The following is a 26,983-nucleotide window of genomic DNA, read 5'->3' on the forward strand; positions in this document are numbered from 1 at the left end:
TGAATAATCCTCCATCTTTTTTGATTTTATACTAAAATAGACATCCACTGAAGTCAATAAATTAACTTTTGAGGAAAAGATATATTTTCCCCATTGATATAACCCCATGTTAACCCACCCAATATTGAATATATTTTCGGCTACAAAGTCATTAATGACATTAGAAACTCCTCAAAACCATTCTTAAAAGTAATACACTTTATCTCATTCCCACAAGAAGCTCTTGCCAGGAAAACCCTATTAATACCATCACCACTCAACTGATATTTGATTAATCCTGTATTCATGTCATAATCTATCGATAACAATTCCAGACTACAGTACTCAGATAATAATTCCATTTTATCCTCCCAGATAAGTATGTATATCCTCACAAACAATACTTTTATGTCCCTTCCTGCTCAAGGCTGATATTTTTCACATTACATAATCACAGCGACATGCAAAATTTGACATAAAAACCGCTTACAGATTAATACCCTTCCTGTAACAGTGATGGATTTTTCTGTTACTCAACTTCTTTAACATATGAGTCGAATTTATTTGGATCTAATTCACTTTCTATCAAGAGTCGCCCACAGCAAGGGCATATATACGCATCTTTTGCCGACCTATCATATAGTTTAGTCAGTAAATCAGGGTATTTGTTTTTCCTGATATCCTCCCATAACCCAATAATCTCCATTATATTTTTTTGAGGGACAACATCATGTAAAAAGCCCTCCTCCATTGTGTGTACAGCCATAACATGCCCACATTTACATCTCAACTTTGACATTATTTTGCTCCAATAGAAGACAGGTCAAAACCATGAAAACCTCTGTCGAATTTATACTCCATAAACATTCATTATGAATAATATTAAGATCCATTTATTAATCACTTAAGTTGATATAAAATAATACTATAATTAGTCAATTTTGACGAGTGTTTTTCTACTATCTCTCGTTCCTCAAGATGAGATTGAAGATATTTTTCGCAAGCAATACAAGTATATTTGGAGCAAAAAACTTCATTCCAGAGGCAATAATACACCGTAGTTATGCATTTAATATGCACATCGCTAGTCCAAACCCATGCACCATCAGTTTGGATGGTAAGTGTCCCTATACATTATTGAAAAATCTTTCCGTATGGTGATAGTTTTCTGGTCAGGTCAATAAGTTCAGGATTTATAAGATCGTCGCCGCATTCCGGGAACCAAGAATATAAACATCGGTTTTTTATATTTATCTGATAACATCTGTTCTCCTCAAGAATGACAAAATTACAATTCAAAGTTGACAGTCATCCCGATTAGATAACTCGAGTAATTCTTTTAAATATGCTTGAAAATCCCTCCCTTTCGTTTCCTTAATATATTCCAAAACAGATTTAACATTATCAATGGTAATACCTCCATCAACTCTGGACATTTCTATCTTGATGATTTTTTCACCGTTAATAAGATAAGTATAAATATCTTCGTACTGTTCTATCATATGATATATAAGGCATGCTGAAGATGCATACTCAAACCTTTGACGTATAAATGGGAAAACAACCGTTCTCTCCCACCGTTCAAATTCATCTGTTTTTTTCATATTATGTCACCTGATTTGAAGCAAATACGCCAGCGAACTCTCTAATCAATTCATTATCAAAAGATCGGCGCCGTAAATATAGACACCGACCTCACACATCTCACAATCAATACGTCATGCTAACTTACTAATAATCCCTTGAACTATACATACGTCTTCAGGATGCCGTTGTATATATTTCTTAGCAGCTAATTTTAAATATTCAAAACATGTTTCCTCGCTAACAACTACTGTTTCTTCTTCAGATGGTGGGTACCCCCATGCAAACTCAACCTCCACACTCCCATTTTCAATATTATTAATAAAACAACAATAAGCACCATCAGTATTTAATGCATTCCTTTCGATAAGCAATCTTATCGCTCGGACAAAATCCCCATCACTATACATCCTGTCAAAATACCCTTTAATAACCCAATTTTCTTCAGTAGTATCATATGGCTGACCAAATAATTCGTTCATCTGAAAACTCCCTTTTTTATTTAGGATGAAAGCTTCTAACTAAGTCTGTTGCAGAATCCAAGTATACTCTAAAAGTTACTCCCCCTGTACTTTGTTCATACTATGTATTTTTTTTAGACATTGCATTTCTGTGCCACAAGCTAGCAATGAATCATTTTATTATCGAGTTCGGTGATCGCCTGAGCGATCACCTTTAATACATTTACAGTTACAGCGAACTATCCCGATACAAAGCCATGATCATTTGAATTAATAAAAATCAGATGTGACTCTCCCTTCTTTTTTTAATATATCAAGAAAGCGTTTATACGCTTGCTCATCCAGTTCCAGGAGTTCATCTAATAGACACTCATTAATTAAGGCCCAATGAAAAATACCGTATCCGTTATTTTTAAAATAAACACATTTATCTTTTATTTCAGCATCAATGACTTCAACTTTATTAGCAGAATAAGCTGCTAATCCGCCATAACCTCTAGGCATACCTAAAAAATTTACATCGCCATCGATAAAATAAACTGCATAAATATCGACCACTTCACCATCATTTTCTCTAATCTTCATTTGATTCTATCCTTAATACTATCTATCACCCCCTTAGGGGCCTGTTGGATTCGTTGGGGAGTCGTAATCTTCATATCATAAGCTTTATTCGTAGTTAAGTTATACTGATAGTGAACGGTAATAGTTGTCCCATCAGAAAGCTTCTGTTTTATTTCCATTTTTTGGAAACCAGCTTCCACAGGAAAACGAGAGTCGTTGTTCATCCCATCTAATTTCGTACCTACTTCAGGATTGTTTTTTACTTGGTTCCAGACTATTTGTTCATTTAAATCCCGAGGCACGGTAATCTGCTGGCCGGGTTTTGCAGTTGATATGTTTTCAGCATTTTTTATAAGCTGTTGATAATATACATAATTACTATCTTTTAGACTTAAATCTTTGGTGTTTTTACCGTTCTGCCCAATTCTGTCCAACGCAGCCTTCTCTGCATGAACACCTGTATTCTTTCGAGCGGCCTTCTCAAGCGACTTAACCCCATTAACCGTGAGTTTAGCGCCATACTTGGCAGCCCCCGCAACGCCCAGCACCGACGTTGCAGCCTCAGTCATCAACTGACCAAATTCCAGGCCAGCGCTATAGGCTCCATTCACCCCTGCTTTTTGATAGCTGGCTTTCATGGCATCAAGACGGGCTATATAACTCTGCTTGACGCTGTTAGTGATTGCAGACCAGACGTCATCTTCACGCATCAAAGCCTTAAACGCACCAATCGCCTGCGCAGAATTTTCCAGGTACCGAAAACAAAGTTATTAACGTAGATTATTGATTGCACTCAAGATATAACCATACGAATCAGCATGAACAATATCTCATCTAAGTTAACACTTATTTTCCAGATCCCTTTTAGCAATTAACCCCTCACGATCATTAAATAAACAACCATTAAAAAGAAATTAGGATTGATATTGAGAACACTCTGATTAAAAATCAGAACCTTCGCTATGTTCGATGCTATCCTCTGTTAACCTGTCAAAATCATCTTCTTTCAACATGGATTAAAGTATTTTATAGTATCCTCTAAAGTTTCTTCGATACTATTTCCATATCCTATAACTAACTGAGCGCTACCATCAAAATTTCTTTTTACTCTCAGATCTGTTATCCCGGCATACTCACCTGATTGATTTTCATAAATGTTAACCTTCATTTTTTGCATATGGTAAAATATCGACCATCCAAATAGTAAATTCAACTACTTTTTTTCAATTTTCCCAATATTTTCCAACTTTAAATCATGCCCCTACTAATTACAAAATCAGAACAGCTAAATATCTTTATTACAAACAAACCACGTATTATACGTTCCCAGGCCCTTTCCATGTTAATTGAGACTTCATCGTTTCAGGAACCAAAGAGAACAATATTGAAAAACGTCTCAACTGCTCGTTGTATATAATACTTTTTTTTATATCACATTCTTCATAATAGTAACGAGCACCCCAATTCAAAAAGTCAATGTCTGCATCATTAAAAACCTCACCTCGGAGAAGAAAACAAAACTTATGGATTAGCTGAGACTCATAATACACTGATTTATCTCTAAACCTCCCCCACAAACTTAGTTTTGAAACATTCCGGATATGTTGTAGAGAACAACGGTAAATTTCCAGATACACGTCTTTTTTATTCATTTTTACTTCCCTCGATTAAAGCTGCATTGTTAATTTTATTTCTCATTTTTAAACAATTACACAAAAGCCATTGAAACTATTGCAGACAAGTAGCATTATTACTTTATTCACTGTTTGGGGCCACTCCACTCAAGCTCTTTCTTCATGTCCTCAGGAACCAAGGCAAACAATGCAGAAATCCTTTCAAGTTGAGAACTATAGAGGATACTTTTTTTTTCATCGCAATGTTCATAGTACCACCTGGCTTGGGAATTTAAGAACCAGATATCATTCTTATCAAAGCACTCATGCCTAAGCACAGAATCCAATTGATAAATCAATCCTGATTCATAATAAATAGACACATCCTTAATTCTTGACCATGGCCTTTGCGTTGACTTATTTCTTATATGAGGCAATGACCAGAACAACATATCCAAATAAATTTCATTTTTTTTCATCCCATTCTCCATAAGCACCCCATGATTCCATAAAAACCATGGGGGTAGTGACTATTTCCTCATCGGCACTCGGAATTTATCACCTGTATACTTTACCTGATGATACCAATTCCCATTTTTTATCAATTCCTCTATATACCTTGTACTCCCCGTTTCATTATATAGCTCAATCGCAGCTACCATACGGTGATTCCCTTCTGAAACATAATACATTCCTTTTGAATCTTTGTAACCTGCGATCTTAAATTCATCTACATTATATTTAAATGATTCATCCTTCATTTGTTTTTTGTAAAAATCAACTTTCTCAGGTTTTCCCAAGCCAACCTGAGTACTCTTTATGTATGCAGGAACACCTTTCTGTGAAAGAACACCAACATCAGTAAGGTATTTTCCAATAGCAGGTAAAACATACTTGCCGGCTCCCCATCCAACGGCCCACATGGTAGCATCCGCTAACGCTTCTTTACCCCACAGTTTTAATGCGCAGCCAGTACCGGCAGTCCATCCACAGGTATCAAATCGATTATATGCATTTTCACCCATTTGATGATATTGACCGGCAATATCAAAACCAATCTGAAGCCCTAGTTCCCTGTAGCCACTTGCACGAGAGATTCCCATCAGCATTTCGTTAACACAATTCCCGTTTCCGGCAACTCTGCAACCCTCAAATCTCTTCTCATTTTGAACTGACATTTGAGTCATTTCCCTGCGAACTCCAACTTCGCAGTTGCTGTTTCCCTTACAGTTAACCAGTTTTTTCGCAAATTTTGCTGGCTCTTCATGCATTAGAAAATTATACCGAAGTACATTCTCGGCGGCATTTGCGCCACTATTTACTCCAGCAACTGAATTTGTTATCGCTGCCCCTGTAATAGCACCAATAACTCTTCCCGCAGACTGAATCTTATTATCTCGAGTGTCTGGCTCGACAAACATATTGCCTAGCGTTATAGCAGCCAGTTCCGCCGCCAGCGCCCCTGCCGCAGCACCCTTCCCATTTCCGCCTCCTATCTCGGCGCTGATGCCCGACAGCACCGCGTGGCTGAGCATTTTACCTTGCGGACCCAGCACCTGACCGTTGTCGCCAATCAGTCCTGCCCCTTCAGCGTTGATCTGACCAGCGACGTTAGCCAGCAGAGCCGTGGTCAGATTGTCTTTATAGCTGCCGCCGTTGATAGCGGTGTTCAGGCTGGAGCTGATAACCGACTGCCCGGCAACCCGCTGGGCGATTTTGGTCCAGCCCTCATCTTTGATAAGTACAGGCAAATGGGCTTTATCTGCCGGAACGTCCAGCGCCATCATCTTGTCGAACCCGGCCAGCGCGCCGCCAATCGCCATCGACGTCGCCAGCGATTTCACCGAGCTACTGCTACCCATCGTTTTCAGGGTTTTCGACAGATTACCCTTGTGTTCAACCAGCGCCACCGCCGCCTGAGACATCAGAGATGACATCCCGGCATAGGCAGAACCATAAACCATCGTCGCAGTCGCGCCAGCCGCACCAGTGGCCGATACCGCACTGGTCGCCGCCGCTGCGGCTAGTCCGGCACCTGCCGTCACAGCAGCAACAGCAACAGCAATCACCGCCGCCACCACCGGATTCAGGCTCTGGCTCTGGTGGTTCCAGCCGTCGTAAGCATTCTTAACCGCATTCCACTGCACATCGCTGCGGGTATTCAACCCCTTCAGCCACGTGGTGCCGGGCAGTTCACCCAATGCCGTGACGGCCCCCTGCAGCGTCTGGGCGTTTTGGGTACGCACATCGGCGCTGATGCCGCCAGCCGCATCGATGGTCAGCTTACCGCCCGCATGGATTGACGGCAGGACCCATTTATCTTCGCTGTAGCCCCGGTTGCTCTGCTTAATGTAAAAACCTTTCGAGTTAGTTACCGTCTGCTCGAAAGTGGTATTTTTCACCGCCCGGAAGTTGACCTTTCCGTTGGTGCTGGTGAGGCGAGCGTTTTTCCCTGCCGCGATTTTACTCGCCTCATAAGTGCTGTCGTCGCGGCTCAACAGGTTGATATTGCCCCCGGCGGTAAACTCGGTGACCCTTTTTATCGTCTCGTGCTTCGTCTTTTTGATGGTGGTTTTCTTGCCCCACCACTTGCGCTTGACGGTTTTCTTCTCGTAGTGGCTCGACTCCTCCATCGCCTGGGCATACAGCCAGCCGCCTTTTGCAGCGACATCCATCGTGCCTTTTGCGATCAAACGAGTCGCCTGGAACAGAATGCTGCCGCCAGAAATCACCGTCAGCGCCGCGCCTGAGTTCAGCGTGACGCCGGTCTGGGTGACCGCTTCGCTCCAACTGCTACCCTTTTCCCGATATTGGGTCCCCTTCACCGCCTCAAAGCGCATATTGCCGCCCGAGGTCAGGAAGATATTGCCACTGGAGGTCAGACTGCTCCCCGCCGCCTGAATCGTTCCACTGGCCGCCAACGTCAGCTGGTTTGCGCCGCGTATGCTGCTGAATACGTTCAGTTCATCATGGTTATTGTCATTCTTGCTGTCGGTGACGCTGTAGCCTTTGGCTGGCAGCAGGATATGCCTTCCGGCCTGTAAAGTAGCTTTATCTCCGGCGACCACACTGGCGCCGGGCAGCGAGATATCCGCCGCTGCGTTGATCAGCAGGTTTTTGCCTGCCTTCAGCACGCTACGCAGTTCCGGCGTACGGCTGGTGGGGAAGTACGGGCTGAAACGTTCGCTGAGGGTACGCATACTGAAATCAGCCTGCGCCCTTGAAGTCATGCTGATGTTCCCGCCAGCCTCCGCACGAATGCCTTTTAAGGTCAGGTTTTTACCGCTGCTGAGGGTAATATCACCCGATGCACGCAGCGGGTCGCCCGGCAGCATGCGGTTAAACAGTTCCTGTTTTCGCTCTGCAGAAAGCTGAACGCCGGGGCGCTGATGGTCCAGCATCGCTTCGTTTTTATCGACGGTGATATCACCGCCCGCCGTCATGGCGATATTTTTGCTCTGCACCGGCAGGCGGGTGTTTTTGAGCAGAATATTGCCGCCCGCGTTAATGAAGAGATCGCCAGTGGCTTCCAGGCTCCCCAGCCAGCGAATGCCATCGGCATGGAAGTAGTGCGGTGCTTCGCTGGTGTGCGAGGTGACGTTGCCGCTGCGGCTGACGAGGGTAATGTTGCGCCCTTTCAGTTCACTTTGCCTCACTTCAAGCCCGCCGCCGGAGAGTACGGAGATATCTTTCCCCGCCGTCAGCAGCGCCTGGGTCATGCGGGTGGTTTTATCCGCCAGCAGGGTAATATCACCGGTCGCCTTCATCACATCGCTGGTAATAATCGTGCCGGATCGCAGGAGGATATTACTGGCGGTGATGGTGTCAGGACGTGCAATGACGTTGGCGTATTTAGCGCCGCCGGGATGCGGTTCGCTGCTTTCGATGCGATCGGAGAAATCGGCAACCAGGTTACCGCCTGCTTTTAGGGTGGCAGGGGATAAACTCGTGCTTTTCCATTCCACAACTTCTCCCGTTTTAGGAGGCGTGTAGGTTTTGACTTTACTCCCTGAAACTTTTACATAACGCGGAACATTCGATACCTTATCGGGCGGTCTGTAGCCCGCGTTATAAGAAAACCAGGTATTCTGTACTCCTGTCACTCCACTGATATTATTCAGGTTTTTTCCGGTCATAATCAGATCGCGGTTCGCCCGAATTTGACTTTCTTTGTTCACCAGTTGAGTGACATTGAGATAGCTATTACCACCGGACAAAATAGATGATGCGGGGGATGAGCTCGTCCGCCGATACTCTTTTCTGGCCATGTTCACCAGATTTGACTGGTTAAAATCGGCAGTACCAAACCATTTCCCCGCTAATACAGCATCCCAATACGTGACATAGATAATCGGCGCTTCTCTTGCCGGTACAGTCATGGAGTCAATTGCACGATGTCGGGGTAATTTAACAAAGGCCGTCGAATCAGGATTAATATTCACCCAGCCATATGTCAGCGTATCCCGGACGTTATTGAGTACCTCCGTCCGTATCACCAAATCGCCGCTGTTGGTCTGAATACGCGCCGAGCGGTTCTCCACCAGCTTGGCCTTATTCCCCTTCGCGTCCTTCTGGATCCACATACTCTTGTTGCTGTGCAGTGCAGCACCGCTGCCGTTGCGTACTGTGTCAGCAAAAATACGCATATCGCCGTGGGCGGTGGTGGCGCTGCGGTTTTCCAACGTCGTGGCGGCCAGGGTCATATCGCGTTCGGCCCTGACGCTGGTGCCCGCCTTGGTGGCAAGGCTGCGGGCGCTGATGTTCAGGTCGGTCTGCGCTTTCACGTTGCCTAGGGTAATTTTCCCCGTCGTGGTCAGCGAGATGTCCCGCTGGGTCGAGGTGATGTCATTAAGATTGACGCCAACACCGGATTCCGTGGCCACCAGGCGAATTTTATTGGCGTACATGCCGCCCAGCGCTTTGGTATCTACCGCCAACAGAGGGGGCGTACCTTCTCCGGCAATGGGTTTAATGCTGCCGTCCTGAAAATTAACCTTGTTCGCCCCCTGGGTCAGGCTCACCGTGCGACCGCGAATTTTACCGTTCAGCTCCGTCGCCCGGCTGATCACATCAACATATTCCGCAGATCCGCCGTCAAGGCCCTTGCTGCCGATAATCACGCTGCCTTTTTTCACCTCCAGCGCGCTCAGCGCCCCCTGCTTATCCAGCTGCGGTTTACCGGTGGTCAGCGTCACGCCAGGGGTATTGATAAAGCTGCACCCGTCGCAGGTAATGCCGTTCGGGTTGGCAATCATCACGTTAGCCTTCTTCCCGGCCACCTCCAGTTTGCCGTTCAGCGCCGAGCGGGTGCCGCTCGTCACTTCATTGATAATCAGCTCCGCCGCCTTGCCTTTGAGATTGGGGTTTGCCCCAAGCTGTCCGGTCAGCTGCGATTTCGCCGCAGCGGTGGCATTATTCAGCACCGCGCCGGGCGCGTTAATGCTGAAATCGGTGTAGCGGTTATGCGAAATACCCGCAGAATTGGGGGTGGCGATATTGACCACCGGGACGTTGCCCGGCTTCATCACCACTTTGCTGTTGCCGTTCGCCGCCGTGATACCGGCGGCAATGGCGGGGTGCATCGGCTGCACGGCGGTCAGATAAATCAACAGCCAGCCTGCCGCCCGCGCTAATGGGTGGAGTGGTTTTTCCATTGTGATAAACATCCTTATTTGTTGTGCTGCCAGTTAAAGCCTGAGGGTGGCCTGCCAATAAACCACCGGTTTATCCGGGCTCAGCGAATCGGGCCAGGCGAGCGGGAAGCCCACGGAGAGCGACTGCGTAAACCAGCGCCCGCTCAGCTCCAGTCCCAGAGAAGATCCGACTACGTTGCCGCCGGCAATTTTTCCGTTCTCGCTCATCACATGACCCGCATCCAGCGCACCAGTCAGCGACAGCGTCCCCAATCGCGGTAGGGTCAGCCACTGCCAGGTCAGCTCATTACGCCAGTAGCCGCCACGGTTGCCGGTCAGATACTGCTCCTTAAAGCCTCTGACCGAATACTGACCGCCAACGGAGATGCGCTCGCTGGCATAGAGGGTGTCGGGGGTGGTCTGGCCGTATGCGGAGGTCAGCCAGTACAGAGAAGGTGTCACGGGATAAAACCAGCTGCCGTTAAGGCTGAAACGGCGATATTCACTGCGCGGGAGCGACGGATGCGCCGGGTCGTCTTCCGTTGCTCCGGCGATGCCCAGACCATGAGCGAAAGCGGGACCGACCGTCAGCCAGCCGCCCGCCAGCGAGCGACTGTAGTTAAGGCCGGTAGTCAGACTAGTGAGCGTTGGACTGCTGACGTTCAGACGCACGCCGCCGAGGCTGTTTTCGGTTTTGCGGCGGGTGAAATCAACATCCAGAGCCAGCCGCTGTTTGCCATCGCGCCACAGGGTACGGTTCACCGTCGCACGCTGAGTCTGCACGCTACCGTCATAACGCCAGCGGGCGGATGACTGCCCTGTCGAAACAGGCTGATAAAAGTCGGACCAGCCGTACTGCGCACTGAAAAGCCAGTAGCCATAAGGCAGGGTGACGCCCGCCTGCAGGCTGCGGCTGCGGCGATCGTGGTGAAACTCGCTGTCGCGGGCGGCGGAGAGCGACCACTGGTCCGCCAGCCGCAGCAGGTTGTCCGCCACCAGCCCGGCGTTCATCTGCCCGCGTCCGGTGCTTTTTTGCCCGCTGTTGTCCGCTCCAAACGTCAGGCTGACGGGAAAGCGGGGGCTGGTCGGGATCAGCTGAACCTGCGAGTATCCGGCGGTACTTCCCGGCAGGATATCGATAGTTAACTGGCGGGAAGAAAGTCGGTTGAGGCGCTCAAGCCCCTGCTCCAGATCGCGCAGGTTCAGCACCTGCCCTTCCACGCCGGGAAAGACCATTCGCAACGCCGCTTCTTTTTCGCCGTCGACGCGGACCGATTCCACTCGCCCTTCGGTCACGGCAATGTTCAGCCTTCCTGTGGAGATATTCTGTTCCGGTAGCCAGGCGCTGGAAGTGATGTAGCCTTTTTCGAGATAGGTCTGGGTGATGTCCCGAACGCGCTGGCGGATATCCTGAAACGTCATACAACCACGCGCCGGAACTGCGGCGAAGCGCGTTTGCGCCGAACGAGAGAGCACCGTCACGCCGGAGACCTCCACGCGCTGAAGCGCATAACAACGGCTGTTTTCGCTCAGCGCTGGTTCATCAGGCAGACGCGGAGGTGACGAAGCCCCCTGCAGTGAGTCACGCTGCTGCTGAGCCTGTTCCAGCAACGCTTTTTGCTGCTGCTCAATAGTATTATGGTCAGCCGGGCTTAGCGGTGCAGCCGCCAGTGAAACGGGGAAAACCAGCAGAATAGCGGCGCTGAAAAGCGCGCAGGGGAAAGCAGATTGCACAGGCATCGAAACTCCATTTTCGTGACTTAGAGCAAATAGTTATCATTAACATCGTTGATTAATCCACAAATTCTCCACAATTGAGGCTGAAAAATGACCGTTTTAGGAATAGTGATCGGTCGAATGGCTGCGGGTGTCTTAATTGCAAGGAGCCCAGGGGATGTTGATGCTGATCTGCTTTTCCCGGGGGCGGCGCAGAGCGCCTTGCCCGGGCTACAGGTTCGTGCGGTCTGAAGGTTGGGTAGCCCGGGTAAAGCGTCAGCCGCAGCCCGAGGGATATTGATGCTGGTCTGCTTTTCCCGGGGGCGGCGCAGAGCGCCTTGCCCGGGCTACGGGTTCGTGTGGTCTGAAGGTTGGATAGACCGGGTAAGGCGTCAGCCGCAGCCCGGGGGATGTTGATGCTGATCTGCCTTTCCCGGGGGCGGCGCAGAGCGCCTTGCCCGGGCTACAGGTTCGCACGGTCTGAAGGTTGGGTAGCGAGTAGCCCGGACAGATGCGTAGCATCGCCTCCGGGAGCCGTTTACAGCTTCAACACCGCGCGCGAGTACGCGTCTATCGCCAGCGCCACATCGTCGGCGGTGACCGACTCGGCGGGGTGATGGCTGATGCCGCCTTTGCAGCGCACAAACAGCATCGCTGACGGCCAACGTTCGGCGATAGCGATGGCGTCATGCCCGGCGCCGCTCGGCAGGCTAACTGCCACCCCCTGCACCTCCTGCACCGCCTCGCTTAATACCCGCTGCAATTCGCTATCGCAGGCGGTGGCGGCAATGCGGTAAAACTCTTCGGCGCTGAACTGCAGCTGGCGGCGGGCAGCAATTTCCTGCGCACTCGCTAGTAGCCTGTTCAACAGCGCATCGAGCGGCTGGTCGTTCGGCCCGCGAATATCGAGGGTCAGCGTCACTTCGCCGGGGATCACGTTAACCGCGCCCGGGGCGCAGCGCAGCGTCCCTACCGTAGCAACCAGATTCCCACCCTGCTCGCGGGTCAGAGTCTCTACCAGCACCATCCACTCGGCGGCGGCGGCCAGCGCATCTTTGCGATGGCTCATTGGCACCGTCCCGGCGTGCCCTGCCTCGCCGGTAAAGCAGCAGTTCAGGCGGCGTGCGCCGTTGATAGCCTCCACCACGCCCAGCGCCAGCCCTTCCTGCTCCAGACACGGCCCCTGCTCGATATGCAACTCCAGATAGGCGGCAATCTCCTCCTGGCTGCGGGCGGCAAGGTGAATACGCGCCGGATCCAGCCCGGCCAGCACCATCGCCTGCGCCACGCTAACGCCATCGGTATCGGTCTGCGCCAGCCAGCTCTCAGGCCAGGTACCGGTCAGCCCGCGGCTGCCGAGCAGCGTAATGCCAAACCGCGTCCCCTCTTCATCGCAAAAACCGACAATCTCGATAGCCTTTTTCAGCCGCCGCCCCTGTTGGTGCAAACTGTGCACCACCTCAATCGCCGTCAGTACGCCGAGCATGCCATCGTAGCGCCCGGCGTTGCGCACGGTATCAAGATGCGACCCCAGCAGGATAGCCGGTGCGCCTTCCTGTTCACCTTCGTAGCGCCCGCAAATATTGCCGACGCTGTCCTGCCAGACGGTCATTCCGGCCTGGGTCATCCACAGCGCCGCCTGCTGGTTGGCCTGCAGATGCTGGGGCGACAAATAAACTCGGGTCAATCCCTCCGGCGTTTCGCTGATTGCGGCCAGCTCATCGGCGCGGGCCATAACCCGCGCTGCGGCCTGCTGTATCTCCGCCTGCTGGCGTGTTGTTTGACTCATTGCGCGCTCTCGCTGCGATAGTGATCCCACGCGGCCTGCATCGCGGCCCCCTGAGTGGTCGAGAATTTGAGATAGTTGAGCACCGACTCCAGCGCGCTGAGGGTGGTCATTACGCAATCCTTACGCGCGTTGTAGCCCATGGTGCCGATACGCCACACTTTGCCGTGCAGCGGGCCGAACGAGGTACCGATTTCAATGCCGAAATCTTCCAGCATCAGCTTGCGCGCCTGGTCGCCGTTGATCCCCTGTGGGATCACCACCCCCAGCACGTTGTTCATCTTATGTTTCAGATCGCCGAAGGTCTCCAGCCCCATCGCCTGGATGCCTTTTACCAGTGCGTCACCGTGCAGCTTATGGCGGGCGATACCGTTATCCAGACCTTCCAGCAGGATCAGACGCGCGCATTCGCGGGCAGCAAACAGCGCCGAAGTGGCTTCGGTATGGTGGTTCAGGCGCTCCGGCCCCCAGTAATCCATAATCATGCCGAGGTCGAAGTAGTTGGAGTAGATCATCTCTTCGTCGCCGTCGCGATGGGCATCGGTACGGATCCCCTCTTCAACGCATTTACGGCGGCGAATGGCCTCTTCCATGCGCGCACTGAGCGTCACCGGCGACGTCCCGGACGGGCCGCCGAGGCATTTTTGCATCCCCGCCGACACCGCATCCAGCTGCCAGGCATCGGTTTCCAGCGGGTTGCCGCCCAGCGAGGCGGTGGCGTCGGTGTAAAACAGCACGTCGTAGCGGCGGCAGATTTCCCCCAGCTCCGCCAGCGGTTGCAGCATGGTGGTTGAGGTATCGCCCTGTACCGTCAGCAGCAGGCGCGGGCGCACGCGTTTGATGGCATCTTCAACCTGATCCGGGGTAAAAACTTCACCCCACGGTACTTCTATAGTGTGTACTTCCGCCCGGCAGCGGCGGGCGATTTCACACAGCAGATGACCAAAGCGGCCAAACACCGGCACCAGCACCTTGTCGCCGGGACGAATAGCCGAAATCAGAATCGCTTCAATCCCCGCCCGCGAGGTACCGTCCACCAGCATCGTCCAGCGGTTTTCGGTGCGAAATACGCCACGGTATAGCGCCATCACCTCATTCATATAGTGGGTCATCGCCGGGTCATACTGGCCGATAAGCTGGCTCGACATAGCGCGCAGCACGCGCGGGTCGGCGTTAATCGGGCCAGGCCCCATCAGTAGGCGTGACGGCGGGTTGATTTGCGAAAACTGAGTGATATCCATCTTTAAGTCCTTATTGATTGAGGCCGCGCACGGATGAAATAAACTGCTTCAGCTCGCTGGTCTGCGGATTGGCAAACAGCGTTTTGCTGTCGCCCTGCTCCCAGACCCGTCCCTGATGCATAAACACTACGCGGTCGCCCACTTCGCGGGCAAAATTCATTTCATGGGTCACGAGAATCAGCGTCATACCTTCCGCCGCCAGCTGCTCCAGCACTTTGAGCACTTCGCCAACCAGCTCCGGGTCCAGCGCCGAGGTTATCTCGTCACAGAGTAAAACTTTTGGCGACATCGCCAGCGCCCGGGCAATCGCCACGCGCTGCTGCTGGCCGCCGGAAAGACTCGACGGGTAGTAATCAAGCCGGTCGCCAAGCCCGACCTTTTCCAGCATCCGCTGGGCCAGTTCGCGGCACTCAGCGGCGCTCTTTTTCAGTACCCGGCGCGGTGCCAGCATAACGTTTTCCAGCGCCGTCATATGCGGGAACAGGTTAAAGTTCTGGAACACCATACCGATAGAACGGCTGATTTCCCGCGCCTGTGAATCGCGGTCGGTGATGGTCATCCCGCCGAGCTTAATGCTGCCTTCCTGATAGCCCTCAAGACCATTAATGCAACGCAGCAGCGTGCTTTTGCCGGACCCGCTGCGGCCGATAATCGAGATAACTTCGCCCATATCGATATCCAGATCGACGCCCTTGAGCACGTGGTTATCGCCGTAATACTTCTGCATCTGATTAATGGTGATGAGAGGCATTGAATTTGTTCTCCAGATAACGGCTGTAGCGGGACAGCGGGTAACACAGAATGAAGTAGCCCAGCGCCACCAGCGCAAAGACTTTAAACGGCTGATACGTCACGTTGGTCAGCATCGTGCCCGCTTTCGTCAGCTCGACGAAGCCGATAATCGACGCCAGCGCCGTGCCCTTAATCACCTGGACGGCAAACCCCACCGTTGGGGCGATAGCGATCCGCAGCGCCTGCGGGGCCACCACCCGGCATAGAGTCTGACCAAAGCTCAACCCCAGGCAGCGCGACGCTTCCCACTGCCCTTTTGGTAGAGCGCGAATGCTGCCAAACCAGATATCGAGCAAAAAGGCGCTGGTATAAAACGTTAGCGCCAGCGACGCCGCGGTCCATGCCGAAACGTCAATGCCGAACAGCGCTACGCCGAAAAAAGCCAGAAACAGCTGCATCAGCAGCGGCGTTCCCTGAAACAGTTCGATATAGCCGCGGATCAGGCGTTTTACCTGGCGTCCACCGGTCATACGCAGCAGCAATAACGGCAGAGTGACCAGCGCACCGCCGATAAACGCCACCAGCGACAGCAGCACCGTCCAGCGCCCGGCCAGCAGCAGATTGCGGACTATGTCCCAATCAGTAAAGGTGGTCATCATGCCTGCACCCCCAGCCATTTACGCCCTGCCGCCATCAGCAGCTGGCGCATCGTTATCGACAGCACTAAATAAATGCCCGTCGTCACCAGATACACCTCAAAGCTGAGGAAGGTGCGCGACTGAATCAGGTTGGCGGCGAAGGTCAGCTCTTCATAAGAGACCTGCGACACCACCGATGAACCGAGCATCACGATAATGCACTGGCTCACCAGCGCCGGATAAATACGCTGTAGCGCGGGCGGCAAAATCACCTGAATAAAGGTCTGCGTTCGGGTCAATCCCAGCACGCGCCCTGCCTCCCACTGCCCTTTCGGCGTCACCTGAATTCCGGCACGCACGATCTCGGTACTGTAGGCCCCGAGGTTCACCACCATCGCCAGCAGCGCGGCCTCGCCCGCCGTCATCTTTAGCCCCAGATTCGGTAAGCCGAAGACGATAAAAAATAGCTGAACCACAAACGGCGTGTTGCGAATCAGTTCGACATACCCGCCCCAAATTCGGCTGAACCACGAGGTACGCCCGCTGCGGATAGCCGCGCCCAAAATGCCTATCGTCAGGCCGCCGATGGTCGCCAGCACCGTCAGCTGAATGGTCACCCACAGCCCCGCCAGCAGCTCCGGCCAGTGCGGCCAGAGCTCAGAAAAATGAAGTTGCTCCGTCATGCCCGGGCCTTACGCGCCAAGGTTGGCAGGCAGCGGCGCTTTCAGCCACTTTTCAGACAAATCGTTCAGCGTGCCGTCTTTGACGCCTTGCTCAATCAGCGCATCCACTTTCGCTTTCAGTGCCGGTTCATTCTTTTTCAGCCCGATAAAGCACGGTGAATCCTTCAGCATAAAGCTCGGTACCGGCGCTTTATCCGCGTTCTGCCGCGAGATAGCCGCCACCACCAGGTTGCCGGTCGCCACATACTGCACCTGGCCGGAAAGATACGCCGACAGCGTGGTGTTGTTATCTTCGTAGCGCTTAATCTGCGCCTCTTTCGGCGCTACGCTGGTCAGCACCATGTCTTCCACCGCGCCGCGGGTCACACCAACGCTTTTCCCGCTCAGCGCCACCGGGTCTTTCAGCTCAGCGCCTTTCGGGCCAAATACGCCGAGGAAAAACGGCGCGTAGGCGCGGCTGAAATCAATCACCTTCTCGCGCTCGGCGTTTTTCCCGAGGCTGGAAATCACCAGATCCACCTTATCGGTTTGCAGATAAGGTACGCGGTTGGCGCTGGTGACCGGCACCAACTGCAATTTGAGCTTCATCTCTTTGGCGAGGTAGCGCGCCATGTCGATGTCGTAGCCCTGCGGCTGAAGGTCGGTGCCCACCGAGCCAAACGGCGGGAAGTCCTGCGGCACCGCAATGCGGATAACGCCGCGTTTTTCAATATCCTGGAGCTGGTCAGCCTTCGCCGCCGACAGGTTGGTTAACAGACAAGCGGCCCCGGCCAGTGCGATCAACAGTTTCTTCATGATGTTTACCCGTTACGTTAGCATGAAACAAAAGATTCTTTAAAGTCACTTTTGCAACTAATGTGCCAGATAAATCTCAGCGTTAAGCCATTAACCGAAATTCAGTTAACCACCGGGAATAAAAGAAAAAGAGAGGAATTAAGAGGAAACGGAGGCGCGTCTCCTCGTTTTTTTAGCGCACCAAAACTATGCAAAGCACCACGCTGGCGCCCCATTATCGTTGTTCCAGTTCGTCCAGTTGTTGGTAAAGGGTCGCTATGTCGTGAATGCGCGGACGCCCTTTATCAAGGATTTCATGCAGGAAAGCGTTCGCCAGCAGATTGATCAGGCTGTTGACCGAGGCGTAGCTGTCGTAGGCCGATACGCTATCCAGCGGCGCGCAGAGCTGCCAGCGCGCGAGCGGAAACAGGCCATGAGCCTGCGGCTCGCACATCAGCAGAACCGGGATCCCGCTGCTCTGTAGCTGCTGCAACAGCGGGCGAATAATTCGCGGGCGGCGGCGAAACGCCATCACCACCACCAGATCTTCGGCGGTTAAATCCACCAGCTCTTCGCTTAAGCTTTGTCCTGGCTGCGGCAGCACCAGCACCTGCCCGCGCGCCTGTAATAGCTGCTGGCGCAGGTGCAGCGCCGCAGGATAAGCATTGCGCATACCGACAATAACAATACGCCGGGCGGCAACCAGCGCCTGAATCGCCTCGGCGAACTGCTGCACTTCCAGCGCGTTGACCCACTGGGTCAGATTTGCCATCTCCTGTTTATAGTGGCGCGCCAGCAGCGTGTTACCCTGCACCGCATCGCGGTTGTCGGTCAGCGGCATGCCGCTCTGGCGCAGTGTGCGCAGCTCATCGCGCATATCTTTATATTTCTCATAGCCCAGACGCTTGAACAGACGGCTGACTGTGGCCTTCGATACGCCGCTAAGCTGTGCCAGCTCTGCGCTGTTGTAACTAATCAGGTCATCAAAATGATCGAAAATAAAATCCGCCACCCGCTGCTCCTGGGGCGATAAAGACGCGTACTGCTCTTTTAGTCGTTCATCAAGCTGTTGCATAAGACCTCTGTAACTTTCGTTTCACCGCATCATAACCGTATCCGCTTTCATAATGCATGCCAGTTCCGCAAAAAATGCGTCTCGCTGGCAGCGGTTGAAACTTTACGTTCAGACATGGAACAGCTTTTGCAACCCTCAACAAACGATTCGGTTAATTGAGGACAACCTATGCAAAGTCATGTTGCCGCCCACGGGATGGCGGTCGCCCCCCATCATCTGGCCAGCCAAAGCGCGCTGGCGGTTCTGCGCGAAGGGGGAAGCGCGATTGAAGCCATGGTCGCCGCCGCCGCGACGATTGCCGTGGTTTATCCGCATATGAACGGACTCGGTGGCGATGGTTTCTGGCTTATCGTCCCGCCCGAAGGCGACCCCATTGCCATTGACGCCAGCGGCGCGGCGGGTTCGCGGGCAACGCCGCAGGCCTATGCCGGGCTGGCGCACATTCCCCATCGTGGCCCGCAGGCAGCGCTGACCGTGGCGGGTACCGTTAGCGGCTGGGATGAAGCGCTGAAGATTTCGCGCGATTTAACCGCAAGTGGGCTGCCGCTGACGCGCCTGCTGGAGGACGCCATCGGCTACGCGGAAAACGGCATCCCGGTCACCGCCTCGCAGGCCAGCGCAACCGCCGGTAAATTCAGCGAGCTGCGCGACCAGCCCGGCTTTGCCGAAACGTATCTGGTCGACGGCCAGCCGCCGAAAGCCGGCAGCCGCTTTTTACAACCAGCACTGGCGAACACCTTGCGTCGTTTAGCAGAGGAAGGATTAGACAGCTTCTATCGCGGACCGCTGGCGGAGCATCTCGCCCGCGGCATGGAAAAATACGGGCTGCCGGTGACCCTCAGCGATCTGCAGCAGCATCGCGCCCGCCGTCCGCTGCCGCTCCGGCTCGATCATCAGCACGGCGAACTGTGGAACCTCGCGCCGCCGACTCAGGGGCTGGTTTCGCTGGCGATCCTCGGCATCACCGACCGGCTGGCGATGGCCGAGGCTGACGAGGCGATGACCGTCCACCGCATTGTTGAGGCCACCAAGCTGGCCTTCGGTCTGCGCGACGCGCATATCACCGACCCGCGCCACCTGGATGTCGATATTCAAAGCCTGCTGGAACCCACCGCGCTACAGCCGCTGGCGGATAAAATCAACGACCAGCAGGCCGCTCCGTGGGGCGCAGGCAAAGGTCCGGGCGATACGGTGTGGATGGGCGTGATCGATAAAAACGGCCTTGCGGTTTCCTTTATTCAGAGCCTCTATCACGAGTTCGGTAGCGGCGTGGTGCTGCCCGATAGCGGGATCGTCTGGCAGAACCGTGGAGCGTCGTTCAGCCTTGACCCGAGCCACCTGCTGGCGCTGGCCCCCGGTAAGCAACCGTTCCATACCCTGAATCCCGCTGCCGCACGGCTAAACGATGGTCGGGTGATGGTTTATGGCTCGATGGGCGGTGACGGCCAGCCGCAAACCCAGGCCGCCATCTTCACCCGCTACGTGATGCAAAATGCGCCACTGCAGGAGAGCATCACCCGGCCGCGCTGGCTGCTGGGGCGCACCTGGGGGCAGACTTCGGACTCACTCAAGCTGGAGGGCCGCTTCAGCGCTGAAAGCATCGCCCAACTGCGCGAACTGGGGCACGACGTTGAAGTTCTGGCCGATTTTAGCGAAGCCATGGGTCACGCAGGGGCGATTGTTCGCCACCCCAACGGCCTGTTTGAGGGGGCCAGCGATCCGCGCAGCAACGGCTCCGCCGCCGGATATTAGGAGTCGATAATGAACACACCGCACAACGAATGGGACGCTTATCTCACACAAATGGAACAGCTGCTGGCGCTGGAGCTGGACAAAGAACGCCGCGCAGAGCTCAGAGTGCAGTTCAGCCGCATTGCCGCGATGGCCGGGCCGCTGCTGGCCTTCCCACTCGACGAACGAGTCGAAATTGCCGGAGTGTATAAAGCATGAACCTCAATGAAATGACGATTCACGAAATACAGCGCGCGCTGACCAGCGGTGAACTCAGCGCCAAAGAGATTGCCCGCCACACGCTGGAGAACATCGCGCGCGTTAACCCGCAGATCAACGCCTGGACCCACGTCAGCGAAAAGCGAATGCTGGCTGAGGCGGAGAATATCGACACCCTGCGGCGGGAAAAAAAGCCCCTGCCCGCGCTGGCTGGCGTTCCCTATGCGGTGAAAAATCTGTTTGATGTCGCCGGGCACACGACCCTTGCCGGAGCGCAGCTGCTGAGCGACCGTCCTGCGGCGACTGCCGATAGCTGGGCGGTGCGCCAGCTGCATAGCGCGGGCGCGCTGCTATCCGGCATGCTGAATATGGATGCCTACGCCTACGGTTTTACCACTGAAAATAGCCACTACGGGGCGACGCATAACCCGCACGATCTTTCGCGGATCGCCGGAGGTTCTTCAGGCGGTTCGGCGGCATCGGTGGCCGCCGGGCTGGTGCATTTTTCGCTGGGAAGTGATACCAACGGCTCTATTCGCGTCCCGGCCTCGCTGTGCGGGATATTTGGCCTGAAGCCGACTTTTGGCCGCCTGTCGCGCTCCGGTAGCCATCCGTTCGTCGCCAGCCTTGACCACATCGGCCCGTTTGCCCGCAGCGTTTGCGACCTTTCAGCGGTTTATGACGCGCTACAGGGCCGCGATCCCGCCGATGGTTTTCAGGCTGACAAAGCCAGCGAGCGCACGGCTAACCTGCTGCCGCGGGGCCTGGAAGGGCTGCGCTGCGCCACCCTCGGCGGCTATTTTTCAACCTGGTGCGATAGCGATGCGCGTACCGCTGTCGCCCGCGTAGCCCAGGCGCTTGGGGCGCATGAAGAGTTGATCTTCCCGGAGGCCGAGCTGGCCCGGTCGGCGGCGTTTATTATGAGTGCCTCCGAGGGGGGAAATCAGTACCTGCCCGCCCTGCGCTGCGAACCTGAGCGTTTTGAGCCAAACTCCCGCGAGCGCCTGCTGGCAGGAGCGATGATTCCAGCGTCCTGGTATCTCCAGGCCCAGCGCTTCCGCCGCCACGCGCAGCAGACGTTTAAAGCCCTGTTCGCCCACGCCGATGTGCTGATCGCCCCGGCGACGCCTTGCAGCGCCACGCTCATCGGCGCGCAGACGATGGAGATCAACGGCCAGCCGCTGCCCATTCGCGCCAGTATGGGAATGCTGACCCAGCCTATCTCTTTCCTGGGGTTACCGGTGACCACGGTACCGCTGCGCACGGCGAGCGGGCAGCCGATTGGCATGCAATTAATTGCCGCGCCGTTTAACGAACAAGCCTGCCTGCGCGTGGCGCGGGCGCTGGAAGAGATGGGCATGACCGATGCCCGCCCTGCGGAGATAGCAGCATGATGACGCAAGAGCATATTAACCGCCCGCTCGTCCTCGCCGAGGTAACGGCGGCGTTTTACCGCTATGAGGAGGCGCTGGTGAGCAATGATATTGCGGTGCTGGATGAGCTGTTCTGGCACGATAAGCGCACGGTACGGCTGGGAGCCGGGGAAAATTTATACGGTATCGACGAAATCCGCGCCTTCCGCGCCGCCCGTCCTGCGGCCGGTTTGCAGCGCGAACTGCGGCACACCACCATCACCACTTTCGGTGAAGATTACGCGGTGTGCAGCACGGAATTCACCCGAGCAGGCAGCGAGCGCATAGGCCGCCAGCAGCAAACCTGGGTGCGTTTCCCCTTTGGCTGGCGCATCGTCGCCGCCCAAGTCAGCTTGATGAGTTAAGTCCTTGCGCATTTCCCGGTGGCGCTTCGCTGACCGGGCTACGGGTCCGCCACCGTCTACGGGCCGGTAGCCCGGACAGATGCGCAGCATCGCCTCCGGGAATGTGCCTGGTCTGAAATACTCTGCGGTTTGCTTCCGCGATGGCGCTTCGCTGACCGGGCTACGGGCCACCACCGTCTGCAGGCCGGTAGCCCGGACAGATGCGCAGCATCGCCTCCGGGAATGTGCCTGGTCTGAAATACTCTGCGGTTTGCCTCCTCGGTGGCGCTTCGCTGACCGGGCTACGGGTCCGCCACCGTCTGCGGGCCGGTAGCCCGGACAGATGCGCAGCATCGCCTCCGGGAGTGTGCCTGGTCTGAAATCCTCTGCGGTTTGCTTCCCCGGTGGCGCTTCGCTGACCGGGCTACGGGTCTACCACCGTCTGCGGGTCAGTAGCCCGGACAGATGCGCAGCATCGCCTCCGGGAGTGTGCCTGGTCTGAAATACTCTGCGGTTTGCTTCCCCGGTGGCGCTTCGCTGACCGGGCTACGGGCCCATCGCCGTCTGCGGGCCGGTGGCCCGGACAGATGCGCAGCATCGCCTCCGGGAATGTGCCAGGTCTGAAATACTCTGCGGTTTGCCTCCCCGGTGGCGCTTCGCTGACCGGGCTACGGGCCCACCACCGTCTGCGATCCGGGGAACAACGTTACCCACCAAACGGATGAAATTCGCGCCAGTGGTTGGCAATCTGCTGACGGGTACAGACCCAAACCTGGTCGTGCTGTTGAACATAATCAAGGAAACGCTGCAGGGCGCGGAAGCGGCCCGGACGCCCAAGCAGGCGGCAGTGCATGCCGATAGACATCATCTTCGGCGCGCTGGCTCCCTCCTCATACAGCACATCGAAGCTATCTTTCAGATAGGTGTAAAACTGCTCGGCGGAATTGAACCCTTGGGCAGTGGCGAAGCGCATATCGTTGGCATCGAGGGTATAAGGCACGATCAGATGCGGCTTACGCGTACCGTCGCTGCACGCCACTTCGCTCCAGAACGGCAAATCGTCGCCGTAATAATCGCTGTCATAATCAAAACCACCGTGTTCAACCACCAGCTGGCGGGTATTGGGGCTATCGCGCCCGGTGTACCACCCGGTGGGCGGTTTGCCAAACAGATCGGTTAATACCTGCACCGCTTTATTCAGATGCTCCCGCTCCTGTTCGATGGGCATATTCTGGTAATGGATCCAGCGCCAGCCGTGGCTGACTACGTCATAGTTCGCCGTTTTAATCGCCTCGACCACCTCGGGATGACGCGCCAGCGCCATGGCGACGCCGAACACGGTCAGCGGCAGTCCACGCTTGCTGAACTCATTATGGATGCGCCAGAAACCCGCACGGCTGCCGTACTCATATAATGAGTCCATCGACATATGGCGGTCAGGATAGCTGGCGGCACCGATGATGTCGGAGAGGAACTGTTCGGAACCGGCATCACCGTGCAGCACATGGTTTTCCGAACCCTCTTCGTAGTTCAAAACAAACTGCACGGCAACCCGCGCGTTGTTCGGCCACTGCGCATGCGGCGGCTGCCCGCCGTAGCCGCGCAGGTCGCGCGGATAATCGTCTGCCCAAAATGCCATCTGCCACCTCTTCAATTTAAAATGGATTTAATGCCTGAAATTTGCCACTCAACGCCTTAGCTTCGGGAAAGGCCAGATCGCCGTGCTTGCTGGTCGACAGACCCAACGCCACCAGCGACTCAACCATTTTGACCGCCGCGCTGACGCCATCAATTACCGGCACGCGCAGTTCGCGAGTCAGCTCCTGAGCGATCGTCGCCATCCCGCCGCAGCCCAACACAATAGCCCCGCAGCCATCCTCCTTTAGCGCCTGAATACAGCGCGCGCGCACCTTCTCCTGTGCCTGACCGCTGCCGTCCTCCAGCGCCAGCACCGGTAAATCAATCGCGTGTAGCGCAGCGCAGTGGTCGTGAAAACCATACTGATGCAGGAGATGACGAGCGATAATTAAGGTGCGCGGTAGCGTGGTCACGATGGAGAAACGGGTGGCGACCAGCGTCGCCATATGCATCGCCGCTTCCGCAATCCCCACCACCGGCCCCTGTGCCAGTTCACGCGCGGCCAGCAGACCCGGATCGCCGAAGCAGGCAATCACGTGACCATCCACCCCCTGTTGACGACCGGCTTTAATCTGCTCGAGCACGCCGACGGCGGCAATGGCTTCATCAAAGTGGCCCTCTATTGACGGCACGCCCTCGCTCGGGCAGACCGCCAGAATGTCGGTTCCCGGCGCGGCAACCGCCCGCGCGGCGGCACCAATGGTTTCCGTCATCCCGGGGCTGGTATTGGGATTTATCACTTGTATACAAATAGCGGCCATTACGGCTCCTTATAATCGGCAAACAGCCGGGCAAAATCAGGTAAGGTCACGCCAGAACGCTCAAAGCAGAGGCTGGCGACGATATGTTCAAAATGGTGCGTTAGCGCATCGCTCAGGGGCTGCAGCGCTTTGTCGCGCAATAGCTGGATAAGCTGTTCATGATCGTCACAGCGGCAGCCCTGACGCCACGGCGATCCCCACGCAGCAATAACTAATGAAGAGCGCTGGCTCAGGCGGGTCACCATCTCGGTGAGCACTTGATTGCCGGAAATCGCCTGTAGCTGTATATGAAACTCGGCGGAGTAGCGGATCGCCGCCGGGCCGTTATAGCTTTCGTGCGCCAGCTGCTCCTGACGGGTGATGGTTTCCAGCGCCGCCAGATGCGGCGGCTGGCAGCGCGCCAGCACATCCGGCAAATTCGCCACCTCCAGCAACGCGCGGGTGCGAAAGATCTCCTGCGCTTCTTCGACCGTCGGGCTGGCGACCTGTGCACCACGTTTGGGCGTCAAAGTGACCATTTGCACAGTGGCGAGTCGCTGCAGCACTTTTCTGATCCCCGTGCGGCTCACGCCAAACACCTCTGCCAGGGCCTCTTCCGGCAGTTTGCTTCCCGGCGGCAGCTGATGCTCGACGATAGCGGTCATCAGCGCCTGATAGATTGATTCGTCTTTGTCGTGCAGCTCTGGCGCGGCCTGCAGGCGATGTTGGTTGTTCATTAACCACTCCAATTTTTACTCTCTGATGCCAAATCGTATACATAAAAATAAATTCTTGCATACAAAATTAACTATTTTGGCCTGAATCCTGCAACACCTCCTGCAATCCATTTAAACGGGTTTTCATTTACAGGAGCAGGTTTCATGCCAAATACACAAAATACGCACCAGGTTAAGGCCGCTGATCCCCACGCTGGATACAGCCCACGACTTTGCAATGAGGATCTGGCGCCGACGCGCGACCAGAACTGGAGCTGGTACAACATCTTTTCTTTCTGGATGTCGGATGTGCACAGCATGGGGGGTTATGTGGTAGCCGCGAGCTTCTTTACTCTTGGCCTCGCGAGCTGGCAGGTGCTGCTGTGCCTGCTGGTGGGGATTTGTATCGTTCAGCTATGCGCGAATCTGGTGGCGAAGCCCAGCCAGATGGCGGGCGTCCCCTACGCGGTGATTTGTCGTCAGGCGTTTGGCGTCTTCGGGGCCAATATTCCGGCGGTGATCCGCGGGCTTATCGCCTTCGCGTGGTACGGCATTCAAACTTATCTGGCGGCCAACGCGCTGATGCTGGTGCTGCTGAAGTTCTGGCCGTCGCTGTCAACGCTCACCGAGGCCAGCTTCCTTGGCTTGTCGCATCTGGGCTGGCTGTGCTTCGCCACCATGTGGCTGCTACAGGCAATGGTGTTCTGGCACGGGATGAGCGCCATTAAGCGCTTTATCGATATTGCCGGTCCGGCGGTCTACGTAGTGATGCTGGCGTTAGCGGGATGGATTGTATACAAAACTGGTTTTGACGGGATCTCCTTTACCCTCGCCAGCAAATCGCTGAGCGCCGGGGAGCAAACCTGGCAGATGATCACCGCCACCGCGCTGGTGGTCTCCTACTTCTCCGGTCCGCTGCTCAACTTTGGCGATTTCTCGCGCTACGGTAAAAGCATGGGCGAGATCCGCCGCGGCAACCGCTGGGGCCTGCCGTTCAACTTCCTGCTGTTCTCTATCGTGACCGTAGTGATTGTTTCCGGCACCCAGTCGCTGTTTGGCCGCATGATCACCGACCCGATTGAAACCGTCAGCCGCGTGGGCAACGACCTGGCGGTCGCCATTGGCCTGCTGACCATGATCACCGCCACCATCGGGATTAATATCGTGGCTAACTTTGTCTCTCCGGCGTTCGATTTCTCGAACTGCTCGCCGCAGAAAATCAGCTTCCGTACCGGAGGGATGATTGCCGCCGTCGGGTCAATCCTGCTGACGCCGTGGAACCTGTTTAACTCACCGGAGCTTATCCATTATACCCTCGACGTCCTGGGGGCGTTTATCGGCCCGCTGTTCGGCATCCTGATCGTCGATTTCTACATCATTAAGCGCGGGCAGGTTTCGATCAACGACCTGTTCGACGACACACCAAAAGGCCAGTACTGGTACCGCAACGGCTTTAACCCGAAAGCTATCGCCGCGTTGGTACCTTCCGTTGCTATTGGTCTGATCATCAGTTTTATTCCGGCCCTGCACGAAGTGGCTAACTTTAGCTGGTTTATCGGCGTATTCCTGAGCGGCGCGGCCTATCGCTGGATTGCCCGCGACGAACGCGTCAACGCCACTGCCGGTTTTAGCGCCTTCGCCCAGAAAGAGTGATTCCCCTTCCCCCGTCGCGGCATCCTGTCGCGACGGTTCACCTCCTGCGCA

At 54.7% G+C, this 26,983-nt stretch carries 22 protein-coding genes and 1 pseudogene; 5 read left to right on the forward strand and 18 right to left on the reverse strand.

Annotation, left to right across the window (positions count from 1 at the left end; all coding sequences use genetic code 11):
- Positions 1-1,274: 1,274 nt before the first annotated feature.
- From DA718_RS17740 to hpxU, 15 genes are all read right to left on the reverse strand, one after another.
- A complete protein-coding gene (locus DA718_RS17740; RefSeq protein ID WP_112215220.1) occupies positions 1,275-1,583 on the reverse strand; it encodes a hypothetical protein in 309 nt (102 codons plus the stop codon).
- A gap of 114 nt (positions 1,584-1,697) precedes the next feature.
- A complete protein-coding gene (gene cdiI, locus DA718_RS17745) occupies positions 1,698-2,045 on the reverse strand; it encodes a ribonuclease toxin immunity protein CdiI (RefSeq protein ID WP_112215221.1) in 348 nt (115 codons plus the stop codon).
- Positions 2,046-2,294: 249 nt separating this feature from the next.
- Positions 2,295-2,609: a hypothetical protein gene (locus DA718_RS17750; protein ID WP_112215222.1), complete on the reverse strand. Its 315-nt coding sequence runs from the start codon at positions 2,607-2,609 to the stop codon at positions 2,295-2,297.
- On the reverse strand, positions 2,606-3,298 hold the full coding sequence (locus DA718_RS17755) for a hypothetical protein (protein ID WP_112215223.1): 693 nt from the start codon (positions 3,296-3,298) through the stop codon (positions 2,606-2,608). The genes DA718_RS17750 and DA718_RS17755 overlap by 4 nt, the downstream gene beginning before the upstream one ends.
- Positions 3,299-3,904: 606 nt before the next feature.
- The gene (locus DA718_RS17760; RefSeq protein WP_112215224.1) at positions 3,905-4,240 is read right to left on the reverse strand and encodes a hypothetical protein; all 336 of its coding nucleotides are present in this window, start codon (positions 4,238-4,240) and stop codon (positions 3,905-3,907) included.
- Between the two features lie 107 nt (positions 4,241-4,347).
- Positions 4,348-4,680, reverse strand: a complete 333-nt coding sequence (locus tag DA718_RS17765; RefSeq protein ID WP_112215225.1) for a hypothetical protein — start codon at positions 4,678-4,680, stop codon at positions 4,348-4,350.
- 51 nt (positions 4,681-4,731) lie between these two features.
- The gene (locus DA718_RS17770; protein WP_112215226.1) at positions 4,732-9,855 is read right to left on the reverse strand and encodes a two-partner secretion domain-containing protein; all 5,124 of its coding nucleotides are present in this window, start codon (positions 9,853-9,855) and stop codon (positions 4,732-4,734) included.
- Positions 9,856-9,888: 33 nt separating this feature from the next.
- Positions 9,889-11,574, reverse strand: a complete 1,686-nt coding sequence (locus DA718_RS17775) for a ShlB/FhaC/HecB family hemolysin secretion/activation protein (protein ID WP_112215227.1) — start codon at positions 11,572-11,574, stop codon at positions 9,889-9,891.
- A 514-nt stretch (positions 11,575-12,088) separates the two neighbouring features.
- Positions 12,089-13,339 carry an allantoate amidohydrolase gene (hpxK, locus tag DA718_RS17780; RefSeq protein ID WP_112215228.1) on the reverse strand — a complete coding sequence of 417 codons (1,251 nt, stop codon included), beginning with the start codon at positions 13,337-13,339 and terminating at the stop codon, positions 12,089-12,091.
- A complete protein-coding gene (locus DA718_RS17785) occupies positions 13,336-14,577 on the reverse strand; it encodes a pyridoxal-phosphate-dependent aminotransferase family protein (RefSeq protein WP_112215229.1) in 1,242 nt (413 codons plus the stop codon). Before DA718_RS17785 ends, hpxK begins: the two co-directional genes overlap by 4 nt.
- A gap of 10 nt (positions 14,578-14,587) precedes the next feature.
- On the reverse strand, positions 14,588-15,328 hold the full coding sequence (locus DA718_RS17790) for an amino acid ABC transporter ATP-binding protein (RefSeq protein ID WP_004131222.1): 741 nt from the start codon (positions 15,326-15,328) through the stop codon (positions 14,588-14,590).
- Entirely contained in the window at positions 15,309-15,965 is a 657-nt protein-coding gene (locus DA718_RS17795) for an amino acid ABC transporter permease (protein WP_167492880.1), read from the reverse strand. Before DA718_RS17795 ends, DA718_RS17790 begins: the two co-directional genes overlap by 20 nt.
- Positions 15,965-16,630, reverse strand: coding sequence for an amino acid ABC transporter permease (locus DA718_RS17800; RefSeq protein ID WP_112215231.1), 666 nt, complete (start codon positions 16,628-16,630; stop codon positions 15,965-15,967). Before DA718_RS17800 ends, DA718_RS17795 begins: the two co-directional genes overlap by 1 nt.
- A gap of 9 nt (positions 16,631-16,639) precedes the next feature.
- A complete protein-coding gene (locus DA718_RS17805) occupies positions 16,640-17,425 on the reverse strand; it encodes a transporter substrate-binding domain-containing protein (RefSeq protein ID WP_112215232.1) in 786 nt (261 codons plus the stop codon).
- Positions 17,426-17,639: 214 nt separating this feature from the next.
- Complete coding sequence (gene hpxU / locus DA718_RS17810; RefSeq protein WP_112215233.1) at positions 17,640-18,479, reverse strand: MurR/RpiR family transcriptional regulator HpxU; 840 nt, start codon at positions 18,477-18,479, stop codon at positions 17,640-17,642.
- A 168-nt stretch (positions 18,480-18,647) separates the two neighbouring features.
- Between hpxU and hpxW the strand changes: the two genes are divergently transcribed.
- Genes hpxW through hpxZ form a run of 4 tightly spaced genes read left to right on the forward strand, consistent with a single transcriptional unit; the run spans position 18,648 to position 22,206 of the window.
- On the forward strand, positions 18,648-20,231 hold the full coding sequence (gene hpxW, locus DA718_RS17815; RefSeq protein ID WP_112215234.1) for an oxamate amidohydrolase: 1,584 nt from the start codon (positions 18,648-18,650) through the stop codon (positions 20,229-20,231).
- A gap of 9 nt (positions 20,232-20,240) precedes the next feature.
- Entirely contained in the window at positions 20,241-20,429 is a 189-nt protein-coding gene (hpxX, locus tag DA718_RS17820; protein ID WP_112215235.1) for an oxalurate catabolism protein HpxX, read from the forward strand.
- Positions 20,426-21,823 carry an AtzE family amidohydrolase gene (locus DA718_RS17825; RefSeq protein ID WP_112215236.1) on the forward strand — a complete coding sequence of 466 codons (1,398 nt, stop codon included), beginning with the start codon at positions 20,426-20,428 and terminating at the stop codon, positions 21,821-21,823. Before hpxX ends, DA718_RS17825 begins: the two co-directional genes overlap by 4 nt.
- On the forward strand, positions 21,820-22,206 hold the full coding sequence (gene hpxZ / locus DA718_RS17830; protein ID WP_167492792.1) for an oxalurate catabolism protein HpxZ: 387 nt from the start codon (positions 21,820-21,822) through the stop codon (positions 22,204-22,206). Before DA718_RS17825 ends, hpxZ begins: the two co-directional genes overlap by 4 nt.
- A 685-nt stretch (positions 22,207-22,891) precedes the next feature.
- Here hpxZ and puuE read toward each other — a convergent pair.
- The 3 genes and pseudogenes from puuE to DA718_RS17845 all read right to left on the reverse strand — a co-directional run bounded on the left by puuE (position 22,892) and on the right by DA718_RS17845 (position 25,300).
- Positions 22,892-23,791, reverse strand: coding sequence for an allantoinase PuuE (puuE, locus tag DA718_RS17835; RefSeq protein WP_227016020.1), 900 nt, complete (start codon positions 23,789-23,791; stop codon positions 22,892-22,894).
- A pseudogene (gene hpxA, locus DA718_RS17840) lies at positions 23,676-24,584 on the reverse strand (allantoin racemase). Before hpxA ends, puuE begins: the two are co-directional and overlap by 116 nt.
- Positions 24,584-25,300 (reverse strand): GntR family transcriptional regulator, encoded by a 717-nt coding sequence (locus tag DA718_RS17845; protein WP_112215239.1) that lies wholly within the window; start codon positions 25,298-25,300, stop codon positions 24,584-24,586. Before DA718_RS17845 ends, hpxA begins: the two are co-directional and overlap by 1 nt.
- Before the next feature lie 144 nt (positions 25,301-25,444).
- Between DA718_RS17845 and DA718_RS17850 the strand changes: the two genes are divergently transcribed.
- Positions 25,445-26,932, forward strand: a complete 1,488-nt coding sequence (locus tag DA718_RS17850; protein ID WP_112215240.1) for an NCS1 family nucleobase:cation symporter-1 — start codon at positions 25,445-25,447, stop codon at positions 26,930-26,932.
- The last annotated feature ends 51 nt before the right edge of the window (positions 26,933-26,983 follow it).

The organism is Klebsiella huaxiensis, from assembly GCF_003261575.2.
Classification (GTDB): Bacteria; Pseudomonadota; Gammaproteobacteria; order Enterobacterales; family Enterobacteriaceae; genus Klebsiella; species Klebsiella huaxiensis.

Coding starts and splice junctions, on each gene's coding strand:
- DA718_RS17740 (WP_112215220.1), bottom strand. CDS start 1,583: ATGAAAAAAACAGATGAATTTGAACGGTGGGAGAGAACGGTTGTTTTC.
- cdiI (WP_112215221.1), bottom strand. CDS start 2,045: ATGAACGAATTATTTGGTCAGCCATATGATACTACTGAAGAAAATTGG.
- DA718_RS17750 (WP_112215222.1), bottom strand. CDS start 2,609: ATGAAGATTAGAGAAAATGATGGTGAAGTGGTCGATATTTATGCAGTT.
- DA718_RS17755 (WP_112215223.1), bottom strand. CDS start 3,298: ATGCGTGAAGATGACGTCTGGTCTGCAATCACTAACAGCGTCAAGCAG.
- DA718_RS17760 (WP_112215224.1), bottom strand. CDS start 4,240: ATGAATAAAAAAGACGTGTATCTGGAAATTTACCGTTGTTCTCTACAA.
- DA718_RS17765 (WP_112215225.1), bottom strand. CDS start 4,680: ATGAAAAAAAATGAAATTTATTTGGATATGTTGTTCTGGTCATTGCCT.
- DA718_RS17770 (WP_112215226.1), bottom strand. CDS start 9,855: ATGGAAAAACCACTCCACCCATTAGCGCGGGCGGCAGGCTGGCTGTTG.
- DA718_RS17775 (WP_112215227.1), bottom strand. CDS start 11,574: ATGCCTGTGCAATCTGCTTTCCCCTGCGCGCTTTTCAGCGCCGCTATT.
- hpxK (WP_112215228.1), bottom strand. CDS start 13,339: ATGAGTCAAACAACACGCCAGCAGGCGGAGATACAGCAGGCCGCAGCG.
- DA718_RS17785 (WP_112215229.1), bottom strand. CDS start 14,577: ATGGATATCACTCAGTTTTCGCAAATCAACCCGCCGTCACGCCTACTG.
- DA718_RS17790 (WP_004131222.1), bottom strand. CDS start 15,328: ATGCCTCTCATCACCATTAATCAGATGCAGAAGTATTACGGCGATAAC.
- DA718_RS17795 (WP_167492880.1), bottom strand. CDS start 15,965: ATGACCACCTTTACTGATTGGGACATAGTCCGCAATCTGCTGCTGGCC.
- DA718_RS17800 (WP_112215231.1), bottom strand. CDS start 16,630: ATGACGGAGCAACTTCATTTTTCTGAGCTCTGGCCGCACTGGCCGGAG.
- DA718_RS17805 (WP_112215232.1), bottom strand. CDS start 17,425: ATGAAGAAACTGTTGATCGCACTGGCCGGGGCCGCTTGTCTGTTAACC.
- hpxU (WP_112215233.1), bottom strand. CDS start 18,479: ATGCAACAGCTTGATGAACGACTAAAAGAGCAGTACGCGTCTTTATCG.
- hpxW (WP_112215234.1), top strand. CDS start 18,648: ATGCAAAGTCATGTTGCCGCCCACGGGATGGCGGTCGCCCCCCATCAT.
- hpxX (WP_112215235.1), top strand. CDS start 20,241: ATGAACACACCGCACAACGAATGGGACGCTTATCTCACACAAATGGAA.
- DA718_RS17825 (WP_112215236.1), top strand. CDS start 20,426: ATGAACCTCAATGAAATGACGATTCACGAAATACAGCGCGCGCTGACC.
- hpxZ (WP_167492792.1), top strand. CDS start 21,820: ATGATGACGCAAGAGCATATTAACCGCCCGCTCGTCCTCGCCGAGGTA.
- DA718_RS17845 (WP_112215239.1), bottom strand. CDS start 25,300: ATGAACAACCAACATCGCCTGCAGGCCGCGCCAGAGCTGCACGACAAA.
- DA718_RS17850 (WP_112215240.1), top strand. CDS start 25,445: ATGCCAAATACACAAAATACGCACCAGGTTAAGGCCGCTGATCCCCAC.